This is a genomic window from [Flexibacter] sp. ATCC 35103 (genome assembly GCF_001975985.1).
Lineage (GTDB): Bacteria > Bacteroidota > Bacteroidia > Flavobacteriales > Flavobacteriaceae > Flavobacterium.
In genome coordinates, this window is record NZ_MTQF01000011.1 from 43,763 (window position 1) to 57,355 (window position 13,593).

Below are 13,593 nucleotides of genomic sequence, written 5' to 3' on the forward strand. Positions count from 1 at the left end.
TTTATAAAAATAAAGTATTATCATTATCTTTGCGAACATTATTTTTATTAGAGATTAGAAGAAGATAAAATAAAGAGGAATAATTAAAATTTAAGACACTTGAAAAGGAAATGGATTTAAATGAAATGACAAAAAAAGTTGTTATGGTTTCTGATCAGTATGAAAAAAACTGTAATATAACAAGAGATGATGATTGGTATATTTTAAAACTTCAGGAAGAATTGGGAGAATTGACTCAAAATTATCTTTCTTATACATCTAGAGGAAGAAATAGAAATTTGACACAGGAAGAATTGAAAAAAAATATTTCGAATGAAGTAGCTGATCTTCTTGGGCAAATTTTATTGTTTGCCAATTATCACAATATTGATGTAGAGAAATCTATGGAAGACAAATGGTTTAAGTATTTAAAATAAAATAATAACCAATTTCTGTTTCTGAAATAAAGTCTTTTGTGAAGTGAAATTGATTAAATCTTTTCGGAGAAAGATGCCAAAATTCAGAAAATTCAAATTCCCAGAGACCTGATGATTAGAGTTTGTTAAACCCGACAGGTTTTTANNTTAAAACCTGTCGGGTTTGTTAGGTCACGTAAATTCAGTTGAAAGATCATAAAAAAAATCTGTTTTTATCTGTGTTTTCGCAAAGCGAATCCGCGTCATCCGCGTTCTATTATTGGCGATTACTTTGCGTGAACTTCTCCCGAAGTCTCGGGACGCTCAGCCTGACATACAATTCGCTTAGCCTGACAAATGTTAGATATCTAAAATCTAAAACAAAAAAAATCCCGCTTCAATTAAGAAACGGGATTAAATAGATATTCTCTTTTTTTTTATTTTTAAACTGTTGCAGCAACTTCTTGCGGCAACGGAATTTGATTTTTAAGCAAATCTTCGAATGTTTCGTGTTGACGAATTAAGATTCCTTTTCCGTCTTTCCATAAAACTTCGGCTGGTTTGTATCTTGAATTGTAGTTCGATGCCATTGAGAAACAATATGCTCCGGCGTTTCTAAAAGCTAAGATATCACCTTCGGTAATTTCTGAAATTCTGCGGTTGTTTGCAAATGTATCTGTTTCGCAAATATATCCTACAACCGAATAAAAACGCTCTTTTCCTTTTGGGTTTGAGATGTTTTCTATATAGTGTTGTGAACCATAAAACATAGGGCGAATTAAGTGGTTGAAACCACTATCAACTCCCGCGAAAACGGTTGAAGTTGTTTGTTTTACTACGTTTACTTTTGCTAAGAAGAAACCTGCTTCGCTCACCAAAAATTTTCCTGGTTCGAAAATCAACGTTAAATCTCTGCCATATTCTGTACAGAAAGCATTGAATCTTTTGGATAATTTTTTTCCTAATTCTTCAATATCGGTTTCGATATCGTCTTTTTTGTAAGGAACTTTAAATCCGCTTCCGAAATCTAAAAACTCAAGATCTTTGAAGTGTTTTGCGGTATCAAACAAGATTTCGGCAGCATACAAGAATACTTCGATATCAAGAATATCTGATCCTGTATGCATGTGAATACCTACGATACTCATTTTTGTGTTCTCTACAATTCGCAATATATGCGGAATTTGATGTACAGAGATTCCGAATTTACTATCGATGTGTCCTACCGAAATATTAGCATTTCCTCCCGCCATTACGTGCGGATTGATACGAATACATACCGGAATTTGTGGATATTTTGTCCCGAATTGCTCCAGAATAGATAAGTTATCAATATTGATTTGTACACCCATTGCGGCAACTTCTTCGATTTCTTCCAGAGAAACTCCGTTTGGTGTAAAAAAGATTTTTTCAGGTTCATAGCCAGCATGAAGTCCTAATAAAACTTCTTGAATCGATACAGTATCTAAACCAGACCCCATGTTCTTTAATAACTGAAGAATCGCAACGTTAGACAATGCCTTCATGGCGTAATTAACTCTTAAGTTTTCTACCTTAGAGAAAGCTTTAGTTAACCTGTTGTACTGAGATTGGATTTTTTCGGCATCATAAACATATAATGGACTTCCAAATTGGTCTGCTAACTGCAGTAAATCTTTTGCTTGCATTTTTAAACTATTTTGAGCAAAGTTATTACACTTTTGACTAACAGCAAATTATTTGTAGAAAAATAACAAATTGTAACAAATTGTTTGTTTTTAAACAAAAATCGACTTAAAATGGGTTTTTATAAAATTACAATGCATGCCTAGTAAAAGATTCTAAGCTGCTAAGGATCTAAGTTACTAAGTTTTTGCCACAGATTAAAAAGATTAGCAGAGATTTTTATATTTTTCTACCACGAATTTCACGAATTTTCACGAATTTTTTATTCTTTGAATTTTTGAGTTAATCAATCTAATTAGTTTTTCTAATTGTTGCAACGCTAAACATAGCCAAAGGTTTTAATCGTTGGGACACCATACATAAACGCAATACATTTAATTAGTGAAAATTAGTGTAATTTGTGGCAAACCAAAAAAAATCATTTTAATCTGTGAAATCAGTGGCATAAAAAAAGCTCCTGAATTTTCAGGAGCCTTTGTAGTAGTGTTGTTTATCGGAATTAGAGACTTTAAATCATTTTGATGTTCTTAAATTTAAGGTAGTAAGAAAACTTAGAGTCTTAGAACCTTAGTAACTCAGAACCTCAAAAAATTAAAGACTTGGTAAGTCTCCGTTTCCTTTGGTTGGCAAGTTCGTAGAGCCCATTAAGAACAAATCTACTTCTCTTGCTGCTTCGCGACCTTCTGAAATAGCCCATACAATTAATGATTGTCCGCGACGCATATCTCCGGCAGTGAAAATGTGCGGAACGTTTGTTTGATAATTAGTAGCTTTATAATTGCTTCTCATATCTACTTCAAGACCTAATTGCTCGCTTAAAGTTTTTTCAGGACCTGTAAATCCTAAAGCCAACAAAGCCAAATCGCAAGGCCAGATTTTCTCAGAACCTTCTTTTTCGATTAATTCAGGACGTTGACCCGGAGTCATTTTCCATTGTACTTCAACGGTTTTTAATCCAACCAATTCTCCTTTATCATTCGATAAAAATTCTTTTGTATTGATTAACCAGTTTCTGTCGCAGCCTTCTTCGTGAGAAGATGAAGTTTTTAATTGCAACGGCCAGAAAGGCCATGGCGTAGATTCGCTTCTGCCAACCGGAGGTTTTGGTAAAATCTCAAAGTTCGTTACCGATTTGGCTCCGTGTCTGTTTGATGTTCCAACGCAGTCAGATCCTGTATCTCCACCACCAATTACGATCACATCTTTTCCGGTTGCTTTTACTTGGTCCGGAACAGATTCTCCGTATAAAACTTTAGTTTGCTGTGTCAGGAAATCCATTGCCTGAACAACACCTTTGCTTTCGATTCCTTTAGTTGGCAAACTTCTTCTCTCTGTTGCTCCACCGCATAATACGATAGAATCAAAAGCGTTTAATTCGTCTACACTAAAATTTACTCCAACATTTACGTTAGTTTTAAAAGTGATTCCTTCGGCTTCAAGAATTAAAACACGTCTGTCGATAATTCCTTTTTCTAATTTAAAATTAGGAATTCCGTAACGTAATAAACCTCCAATTGCATTGTCTCTTTCAAAAACAGTAACGGTGTGACCGGCTCTGTTTAATTGTTGAGCTGCTGCTAAACCTGCAGGACCTGAACCAATAACGGCAACAGTTTTTCCTGTTCTCTTTTTTGGCGCTTGTGGTTTGATCCAACCTTCTGCAAAACCTCTTTCGATGATGTTTTTCTCGATGTTTTCGATCGCAACAGGTTCTTTGATGATACCTAATACACATGATTTCTCGCATGGAGCAGGGCATAAGCGACCTGTAAATTCCGGAAAGTTATTAGTAGATTGTAAAATCTCTAATGCACTTTGCCATTCTTCCTGATGCACCATGTCATTGAAGTCAGGAATTAAATTTCCTAACGGACAAGCACTGTGGCAAAAAGGAATACCACAATCCATACATCTTGAACCTTGTTCTTTTATTTTATCTTTTGCTAACGGAATCGTAAATTCATTGTAGTTAGAAACACGTTCTGCTACTGCTAAATTACTTTCGTCGGCTCTGTTATATTCTTTAAATCCGCCTATTTTACCCATGATCTTTTAATTAAATTCCAAATGATGTTTTAAATTCCAATTTTTAAATTCAGACTTCCAATTCAATCCTTCTCCCGAAGTCTCGGGACGCTCAGGAAGACAAATGGGATGAAATCTGAAATCAAAAATCGTTAATCATCATTCAAAAATCTTTTTAATTACGCTATTAATTCTTCTATTTTTTTCTCTTCTGCAATTCGTTGTAATGCTTTTTTGTAATCAGTTGGCATTACTTTTACGAAATGGTTTTGTTCATTTTCCCAGTCTGCTAAAATTCTTTTTGCTAATGGACTGTTGGTGTACAAAGAGTGGTTTTTGATCAGTTTTCTTAGTTTTGTAACATCATCTTCTTCGATAGGATCAAAGGCAACCATTTCCATGTTGCAAAGTGTTGCATCGAATTTTTGATTAGGATCGTATACATAAGCAACACCACCGCTCATACCAGCTGCGAAGTTTCTTCCTGTTTTTCCTAAAACTACTACTGTACCACCTGTCATGTATTCGCATCCGTGATCTCCAATTCCTTCAACAACCGCAGTTGCTCCGGAGTTTCTCACACAAAAACGCTCACCGGCCATTCCATTAATATAAGCCTCTCCGGTAATAGCTCCGTAAAGGGCAACGTTACCAATAATGATGTTTTCTTCAGGTTTAAAAGTTGCAGTAGGAGGGACTTTGATAATCAATTTTCCTCCGGATAATCCTTTTCCTAAATAGTCATTACAGTTTCCGTGAATTTTAAACGACAATCCGTTTGTGGCAAAAGCACCAAAACTTTGTCCGGCAGAACCTTCAAAATCAACTAAAATAGTGTCATCAGGTAAACCTTGTGCGCCATATATTTTTGAGATTTCATTACTCAAAATAGCACCTACAGAACGGTCTGTATTTTTAATTTTAAATGTAACTCTTGTTTTTTCTTTTCTATAAATAGAAGGAATTGCTTCTTTGATAATAGCAAAATCCAATACATTGTCTAAATCGTGGTCTTGCTCAGTTGTATTGTGAATTGGTTCAGTTTTCGCTTTTTCAGGTTTGTATAGAATCGATGATAAATCTAAACCATTTGCTTTGTAATGTTTGATCGCTTTGTTCACATTTAATTTTTGTGACTGACCTACCATTTCTTTTAAGGTTCTGAAACCTAATTGAGCCATGATTTCTCTTAATTCCTCAGCAATAAAATACATGAAGTTAATAACGTGTTCCGGAGTTCCTTTGAAATTTTTTCTTAATTCAGGATCCTGAGTAGCAATACCAACCGGGCAAGTATTCAAGTGACAAGCTCTCATCATAATACAACCGGAAGCAACAAGCGGGGCAGTAGCAAAACCAAATTCTTCGGCTCCTAATAATGCAGCGATAGCTACGTCACGACCTGTTTTTAATTGTCCGTCACATTCCAGAACTACACGGCTTCTTAAATCATTTAAGATCAAAGTTTGTTGCGCTTCAGCTAATCCAAGTTCCCACGGAATACCTGTGTGTTGTAGCGATGTCAATGGTGCAGCACCAGTTCCTCCATCATAACCTGAAATCAGGATAACGTCAGCTTTTGCTTTGGCAACACCGGCAGCGATCGTTCCAACTCCAACTTCAGAAACTAATTTTACGTTTATACGTGCTTCACGATTCGCATTTTTCAAGTCGAAAATCAACTGAGATAAATCCTCAATAGAATAAATATCGTGGTGAGGCGGAGGCGAAATCAAACCTACATAAGGCGTTGAGTTTCTGGTTTCAGCAATCCAAGGCACTACTTTTTCTCCGGGTAATTGACCACCTTCACCAGGTTTTGCTCCTTGGGCCATTTTAATCTGGATTTCTTTAGCGTTTGTCAAATAGTTAATCGAAACACCAAAACGTCCTGATGCAACTTGTTTGATTGCACTATTTCTGGAATCTCCGTTAATTTCTTTCTGGAAACGTTTAGGATCTTCTCCACCTTCTCCAGAGTTACTTTTTCCGCCAATTCTGTTCATGGCAATTGCCAAATTCTCGTGTGCTTCTCTACTGATAGACCCGTAAGACATGGCACCCGTTTTGAATTTTTTCACAATTTCTGTCCAGGGCTCTACTTCATCAATAGAAATTGGATCTAAATTATTGAATTCGAATAAACCTCTAATTGTCATTAGGTTTGAGCTTTGCTCATTAACCATGTTAGAGTATTCTTTATAACTTTCTGGGCTATTTAAACGAACGGCCTGTTGTAATTTAGAAATAGTTGTGGGGTTAAACATGTGTTTTTCTCCGCCACGTCTCCATCTGTAAATACCTCCAATTTCAAGAGAAAGCAAGTTTGCAATTTTTGAATTTGGGAAAGCTTTCTGGAAACGTTTCTTTACTTCTTTTTCTACTTCCATCAAACCAATTCCTTCGATTCTTGAAGGTGTGTAAGGGAAATATTTATTAGTGAAAGTTTTGTTTAAACCTAAAATTTCGAAAATCTGAGCAGCCCTGTACGAATGTAAAGTCGAGATACCAATTTTGTTCATGATTTTAAGGATACCTTTTGCGATTGCTTTATTGTAATTTACAATAGCATAATCCGCTTTTACTCCGGTAATGAATCCCTGGTTTACCTGATCGTGAATAATCTCGTTTACCATATAAGGATTGATGGCGCTTGCACCATATCCAAACAATAAAGCAAAATGATGTGGCTCACGAGGTTCTGCAGATTCGATTATGATTCCGAATTTAGAACGTACCTGTAAAATATTCAAAGAGTGGTGAATATAAGAACAAGCCAATAACATTGGTATTGGAGCTAATTCTTCGCTAACGCCTCTGTCTGATAAAATGATGATGTTACATCCTTCAGAAACAGCTTTAAAAGTTGCCTGAACACATTTTTCAAGCGCGCGCTCTAAACCGTTAACTCCTTTTTCTATTTTATATAAAGTAGAAATAGTAGCCGATTTGAAATCTGCGTGATCAATGTTTCTGATTTTATCCAAATCCTCATTCGAAATAACCGGATTCTGGATTTTTAGTTTTTTACATTGTTTAGATTCAATTTCAAAAATATTAAAATCACCACCAATTGCTAAGCTGATATCTGTAATGATTTCTTCACGAATACCATCTAAAGGCGGATTGGTAACCTGAGCAAATAATTGTTTGAAATAGTTGTACAACAATTGCGGCTGCTCTGATAATACTGCCAATGGCGTATCGTTACCCATAGAACTAATGGCTTCAGCACCCTGAGCTCCCATTGGGTTTATGATTGTTTTTAAATCTTCGATAGTATAACCAAATAATCTTTGTCTGGTCTGGAAATCAAGTTTCTCAACCGGAGTAGGATTGTTGGTATATGGTATTTTAGACAAAGGCAACAAGTTAGCATCGATCCATTCCTGATACGGACGTTTTGTTACAATTGCTTTTTTAATTTCATCATCTTCAATAATACGGCCTTCGTTCATGTCAACCAAGAACATTTTTCCTGGCTCTAAACGACCGTGTTGTACTACATCTTCCGGCTCAACATCAAGTACACCAATTTCTGATGACATGATTACGAAACCGCTTTTTGTCAACGTATAACGAGAAGGACGTAAACCGTTACGGTCTAATAAAGCACCAATTACGTTACCATCTGTAAACGGGATAGAAGCTGGACCATCCCAAGGTTCCATAATACAAGAGTTGAATTCGTAGAATGCTCTTTTTTCAGGAGACATCGTTTGGTGTTTTTCCCAAGCTTCAGGAACAACCATCATCATCGCTTCCGGCAATGAACGACCAGTCATTAATAAAAGTTCAACCACCATATCCATAGAAGCAGAATCTGATTTTCCTTCTAAGATAATTGGGAATAATTTTTTAATATCATTTCCAAAAACTTTGCTTTCCATCAGTTCTTCACGAGCACGCATACGGCTAACGTTTCCACGAAGTGTATTGATCTCACCATTATGACACATGTATCTAAACGGTTGAGCTAGTTCCCAGGACGGGAAAGTATTAGTAGAGAAACGTTGGTGTACTAACGCCAAACGAGTCACTAAATCTGGATCTTTTAAGTCAACATAATAACGGCTGATGTCTTCCGGCATCAATAAACCTTTATATATTATGGTAGTTGTCGATAAACTAGAGAAATAAAACATATGACTTTCAGAGGTTTTAGATCCTCTTACGGCATGTTCAGCAATTTTTCTAGCTGCAAAAAGTTTTGCATTAAATTCTTGTTCAGTTAAATCCTGACCGTTTTTGCTAACAAAAACCTGTTTAACTGTTGGTTCTTTTTCTGCGGCAATCTGTCCTAAATTTTCTACTTCAACAGGTACATCTCTCCAACCCAGGATCTTTAAGTTCTGATCCTTAATAGTCGATTCGAAAGCATTGATACAAAAAGAAACCTGGTTTTTGCTTTTTGGTAAAAAAACCATTCCTACTGCATACTCACGTGTTTCAGGGATTTCAAAGTCACATACTTTTTTAAAGAAAGCATGAGGGATATCGAATAAAATTCCAGCCCCGTCTCCAGTTCTTCCATCAGAACTAACGGCACCACGATGTTCCAATTTTATTAAGATGTCCAATGCTTTATGAATAATATCATTTGATTTAATACCATTCAAATTACAAATAAATCCTGCACCACAATTGTCGTGTTCAAATTCAGGCAAATAAAGCCCTTGTTCTTTAACTTTCATTCTTGATATTTTTTCTACAAAAATAAAGATTTCGTTAAACATAATGTATTGAAATTATAATTTGACTTACATTTTTATTGTAATATTAGAAAAACGCTTCTTAATTGATAATAATATTATATTAGCCATTGCGAATTGATAAAATGACAACACGCGTTAGAATATATTAAGAAAAATCGCCGCAAGGCTAATAAATACGGTGATGTTTTTGTTAAATATCAAACGTTTTAGCGGATTCCAGTTAATATTAACAAATTGTTTAGTTAACTATTTCTTTGCATAGAAAAAGAATAAACGTTTTATAAATTCCCTACTTGTTTTTTAATTGAAAAAGATTTTACTTTTAAGTTGAATTTTGCTACTTTTGTCGCACTTTTATTCTGAAATAAATTCAGAACCAGACAAATTCTATATTATGAACATACACGAATATCAAGGAAAAGAAATTTTAGCGAGTTACGGAGTACGCATTCAACGCGGAATTGTGGCTAACAATGCAGTCGAAGCTGTGGCTGCTGCAAAACAATTAACTGCCGAGACTGGTACAGGATGGCACGTAATAAAAGCACAAATTCACGCAGGTGGTCGTGGAAAAGGTGGTGGAGTTAAGTTAGCAAAAAACTTGCAACAAGTTGAAGAAATTGCTGGACAAATTATCGGAATGCAATTGATTACACCTCAAACTTCTGCAGAAGGTAAAAAAGTAAACAAAATATTAGTTGCAGAAGATGTTTACTATCCTGGTGAAAGTGAAACTTCTGAATTTTATGTTTCTGTTTTATTAAATAGAGCTACTGGTCGTAACATGATTATGTATTCTACTGAAGGTGGAATGGATATTGAAGAAGTTGCTGAGCACACTCCTCATTTAATTTTTACTGAAGAAGTTGATCCTTCTGTTGGATTACAAGGTTTTCAAGCAAGAAGAATTGCTTTTAACTTAGGTCTTTCTGGAAATGCTTTCAAGGAAATGGTTAAATTCATCGATTCATTATACAATGCTTACATTGGTTCTGATGCTTCTATGTTTGAAATCAACCCGGTTTTGAAAACTTCAGATAATAAAATTATGGCTGTAGATGCTAAAGTAAATATCGATGATAATGCTTTATACAGACAACCAAAATATGCTGAGATGAGAGATATCCGTGAGGAGAACCCAATCGAGGTTGAAGCTAAAGAAGTAGGATTGAACTATGTAGATCTTGACGGTACTGTAGGATGTATGGTAAATGGAGCAGGTCTTGCAATGGCAACTATGGATTTAATTAAATACGCTGGTTTTGAGCCTGCTAACTTCTTAGACGTTGGTGGAACTGCTGATGCAAAACGTGTTGAAACAGCTTTTAGAATTATCTTAAAAGATCCTAACGTAAAAGCTATTTTGATTAACATTTTTGGAGGAATCGTTCGTTGTGACCGTGTTGCTCAAGGTGTTGTTGATGCTTACAAAAACATGGGTGACGCTATCAATGTGCCAATTATCGTTCGTTTGCAAGGAACAAATGCTGAAATTGCAAAAGAATTAATTGACAATTCAGGTATGCCAATCTTATCAGCTGTTCAGTTTCAAGAAGCTGCTGACCAAGTTAAAGCTGCACTTTCTTAATCAAATAAGAAATCAACTATATATAAAATCCTTCCGATCATTCGGAGGGATTTTTTTTGAGTTTAATTTTACTGCTGAGAGATTTAACCGCAATGCACGCAAAGTTTTTTAAATTATAAGATTTTATATAAACGCAAAGTTCGCAAAGCTATGTGTTTAAAATAGCCACGAATTCACGAATTATTTTTTTATAATCTTTGAGATTAAAAATAATTCGTGAATTCGTGGCTAAAAAAACTTTGAGAACCTTGCTTAAATCCTTGCGAGTTTTGCGGTTAAATTGACAACTATTTCAAAACCGTTGCCAATTCTACAATTTCAAAATTAGGATCATGTTCTACAAATTCACGAATCATTGCGGTATGACCTGCGCCTAATAAAACCATTATTTTATCGTCTTTACTTTCAGTTAGTTTCTGAATCAAAGCATACATATAAAGATTTCTTCTGTACCATTCTGATACTAAAAAAGCGCCAACAAAATTATCGGTTTTTCCGCCTTTAATCGCGGTTTCAAGATACCAGCTAATATTATCTTCGTTGGATGCTTTGGTATTAATATCCAGGAGTAGTTCGGTTAAGGAATATTTCGCAATTTTTTGATTTTGATCAACTTCATAATGTTTCATGGTTTCTTCATTTTTTTTGATTAAATCAAGTTGATTCGCTGCTGTCATTGCTTTTACCAAACTATCATAAGGAAAATCGGCGTTGTTGTAATCAATTCCGTAAAGCTTTTTATGACCTAATTTTTTAGCAGATCTTAAAGCTACCTGCACAATTTCGTCAGCATCTTTATGGAGTAAACTATCAGTGTTTTTATTGTAAAACTTATCCAGTTTGGCTTGTCTCTCATAATTCCATTCAACGAAAATTTTATCAGGACCAAACTTTTTAATTTTATTGGTAATGTTTTCCAGTTCTTTTTGGCTTTTGTCAGACATAACATTAAACGTGTTTACTTTAGCAATATCAAGTCCCGGATTTTCAAAATGGAAAGTTCCAAGTAATAAAATTTGTTTCTTTTTTGATTGTGCAGAAACCGTATTGAATGCAATTGTAAAAAGGAATAGTAAAGCGATTTTTTTCATGATGATTTGTTTTTAAATTCATGACAAATGTATAGTCGCTTTTAAGGTGATTTATTAGTTTTTGATAAACTACAGGTTTCAAATTGTAAACGTTGATAATTGAATGTCGAAAAATTTCATGTACTGTTTTTGATGTTTCATCACCTGAAATAGAGGTTTTATATAAATATAGTATTCATATAAAGTCATAGTTGTATTTTTGAAATAACAACGACATTATTATGAAGCTAAAAATCCCTTTCTATTATCATATTCTTCTTTTTTCAGGACTGTTTGTAACCTTTTATCTTTGGGATATTGGTGTGAATAACCAGAAAATGGATTTCGTTTTTAGCAGTCTTTATTTTGCATTTAATGCCGGTTTTGTGTTTTCTATTTTCATTGTTTATCTTTTGAACTTTTACACGTTTTGTGATTGGTTTTTAAATAAAAAAAGACTCTTATTTTATGTATTAAGTATTCCCGTCTCCTTATTGATTTTTGCCGGAGTACGCTATTTTATGCAGGAAATAGTTATTTTTGAAATTACGGGAATTCATAATTATGCCCAAAAAACAAGAGAGCTAACGTATTATGTTCGTGATAATTTTTTCTTCGGATTACCTTCAATTGTTTTAAGCGCTTTGAGTTATTTATTTTGGCAATTTCAGGAAACATACAAACACAATCAACAATTGCTTTTAGAGAATAAAAAGGCAGAACTTCAAATGTTGAAATCGCAGGTTAGTCCGCATTTTTTGTTTAACACGCTAAATTCTTTCTATAGTCAATTGATTTTGAAAGATGATGAAATGGCAGCAGATGTTTTGGTTCTTTCAGATTTGCTTCGCTACGTCATTACAGAGACAGATAAAGAAGAGGTTTTGCTTTCTAAAGAAATTCAATTCATACAAAACTACATTCATTTGCAGAAAAAACGATTTGAAGACCAGCTTTATTTAGACTTTGAAATTGAAGGAAATTATTCGACAGAAAAAATACTTTCAGCAGCTTTGATTCATTTTATAGAAAATGTTTTTAAACATGGAAAATTAAATAATCCAGATAAAAAAGCAATTATTTCGATCCGGATAGAAGAGCACTTTTTAGAGCTATCAACCTTTAATTATAATGTTGAAGGGGAGAATTATTCATCAACCGGAATTGGTTTTGAGAACCTGACAAAGCGGTTGGAATACACCTATAAAAATCAGTTTATTCTTGAAAAAACAGCAGAAAACGATACCTTTAAAACCTATTTAAAAATACCACTAAAGAAATAATCTATGAACCTTAAATGTATCATTGTCGATGATGAACCGCCAGCAACCCGCATTCTCGAAAATTATATTGATAAAATATCTTTTCTGGAGAAAGCAGGTGTTTTTAATGACGCATTAAAAGCATTAGAATTTCTGAATACACAAAGTGTTGATGTTATTTTTTTAGATATCCAGATGCCGCAATTAACAGGTTTACAGCTTTCCAGAATTATTTCAAAAGATATAAAAGTCATTTTTACAACTGCTTATCCGGACTTTGCTTTAGAAGGTTTTGAGCTTAATGCTGTTGATTATTTATTAAAGCCAATTGCTTTCGAACGTTTTTATCAGGCAGTTTCAAAACTAAAAACAGAACCCAAAACGGAAATTATACCGAACAATTCACCGGATTTTATTTTTATAAAAACAGATGGAAAGAATAAATTTCAGAAGTTGTTTTTAGATGAGATTTTATATGTAGAAAGTCTTCAGAATTACGTTTGTATTCATACACTGAAACAACAAATTATCACACATTCGTCTTTAAAAAATGTAATTGAATCGTTGCCTGAAAAGGATTTTGTCCAAATACATAAATCGTATATAATTGCCTTAAAACAAATAGAATCTACCGATAGTTTTTCTGTTTTTATTAATGGAAAAGAATTACCAATAGGCGCAACTTTTAAAGATGCTTTTTTTGAAAGAATCGATCAGAATAAAATCTAGGTTTGGTGGTCATTTAACCGCAAAGTGCGCAAAGATTTTTATTCATAAGATTCAATATAAACGCAAAGTTCGCAAAGCTTTATCTATACAACTTTGCGAACATTGCGGGTTTAAAATGATAGCCACGAATTCACTAATTTTTAT

Annotated in this window: 8 protein-coding genes; 4 read left to right on the forward strand and 4 right to left on the reverse strand. The window is 34.2% G+C overall.

Annotated elements, in window-relative coordinates:
- Positions 1 to 125: 125 nt before the first annotated feature.
- On the forward strand, positions 126 to 416 hold the full coding sequence (locus BXU01_RS20060; protein WP_083695065.1) for a hypothetical protein: 291 nt from the start codon (positions 126 to 128) through the stop codon (positions 414 to 416).
- 422 nt (positions 417 to 838) lie between these two features.
- On the opposite strand, the gene lysA is transcribed toward BXU01_RS20060, so the two are convergent.
- From lysA to gltB, 3 genes are all read right to left on the reverse strand, one after another.
- Positions 839 to 2,062: a diaminopimelate decarboxylase gene (gene lysA, locus BXU01_RS20065; protein ID WP_055098521.1), complete on the reverse strand. Its 1,224-nt coding sequence runs from the start codon at positions 2,060 to 2,062 to the stop codon at positions 839 to 841.
- A gap of 589 nt (positions 2,063 to 2,651) precedes the next feature.
- Positions 2,652 to 4,106: a glutamate synthase subunit beta gene (locus BXU01_RS20070; RefSeq protein ID WP_083694948.1), complete on the reverse strand. Its 1,455-nt coding sequence runs from the start codon at positions 4,104 to 4,106 to the stop codon at positions 2,652 to 2,654.
- Positions 4,107 to 4,264: 158 nt separating this feature from the next.
- Positions 4,265 to 8,779, reverse strand: coding sequence for a glutamate synthase large subunit (gene gltB / locus BXU01_RS20075; protein WP_083694949.1), 4,515 nt, complete (start codon positions 8,777 to 8,779; stop codon positions 4,265 to 4,267).
- 415 nt (positions 8,780 to 9,194) lie between these two features.
- On the opposite strand from gltB, the gene sucC reads away from it, so the two are divergent.
- Positions 9,195 to 10,388 (forward strand): ADP-forming succinate--CoA ligase subunit beta, encoded by a 1,194-nt coding sequence (gene sucC, locus BXU01_RS20080; protein WP_083694950.1) that lies wholly within the window; start codon positions 9,195 to 9,197, stop codon positions 10,386 to 10,388.
- 287 nt (positions 10,389 to 10,675) lie between these two features.
- Here sucC and BXU01_RS20085 read toward each other — a convergent pair whose 3' ends face one another.
- Positions 10,676 to 11,479 carry a DUF5694 domain-containing protein gene (locus BXU01_RS20085; RefSeq protein ID WP_083694951.1) on the reverse strand — a complete coding sequence of 268 codons (804 nt, stop codon included), beginning with the start codon at positions 11,477 to 11,479 and terminating at the stop codon, positions 10,676 to 10,678.
- 221 nt (positions 11,480 to 11,700) lie between these two features.
- On the opposite strand from BXU01_RS20085, the gene BXU01_RS20090 reads away from it, so the two are divergent.
- Both BXU01_RS20090 and BXU01_RS20095 read left to right on the forward strand, forming a co-directional pair.
- A complete protein-coding gene (locus BXU01_RS20090) occupies positions 11,701 to 12,741 on the forward strand; it encodes a sensor histidine kinase (protein WP_083694952.1) in 1,041 nt (346 codons plus the stop codon).
- A gap of 3 nt (positions 12,742 to 12,744) precedes the next feature.
- Positions 12,745 to 13,449 (forward strand): LytTR family DNA-binding domain-containing protein, encoded by a 705-nt coding sequence (locus BXU01_RS20095; protein ID WP_083694953.1) that lies wholly within the window; start codon positions 12,745 to 12,747, stop codon positions 13,447 to 13,449.
- Positions 13,450 to 13,593 lie beyond the last annotated feature (144 nt).

What these genes read in the sequence shown, in the direction of transcription:
- BXU01_RS20060 (WP_083695065.1), top strand. Translation starts at nt 126, where the DNA reads ATGACAAAAAAAGTTGTTATGGTTTCTGATCAGTATGAAAAAAACTGT.
- lysA (WP_055098521.1), bottom strand. Translation starts at nt 2,062, where the DNA reads ATGCAAGCAAAAGATTTACTGCAGTTAGCAGACCAATTTGGAAGTCCA.
- BXU01_RS20070 (WP_083694948.1), bottom strand. Translation starts at nt 4,106, where the DNA reads ATGGGTAAAATAGGCGGATTTAAAGAATATAACAGAGCCGACGAAAGT.
- gltB (WP_083694949.1), bottom strand. Translation starts at nt 8,779, where the DNA reads ATGAAAGTTAAAGAACAAGGGCTTTATTTGCCTGAATTTGAACACGAC.
- sucC (WP_083694950.1), top strand. Translation starts at nt 9,195, where the DNA reads ATGAACATACACGAATATCAAGGAAAAGAAATTTTAGCGAGTTACGGA.
- BXU01_RS20085 (WP_083694951.1), bottom strand. Translation starts at nt 11,479, where the DNA reads ATGAAAAAAATCGCTTTACTATTCCTTTTTACAATTGCATTCAATACG.
- BXU01_RS20090 (WP_083694952.1), top strand. Translation starts at nt 11,701, where the DNA reads ATGAAGCTAAAAATCCCTTTCTATTATCATATTCTTCTTTTTTCAGGA.
- BXU01_RS20095 (WP_083694953.1), top strand. Translation starts at nt 12,745, where the DNA reads ATGAACCTTAAATGTATCATTGTCGATGATGAACCGCCAGCAACCCGC.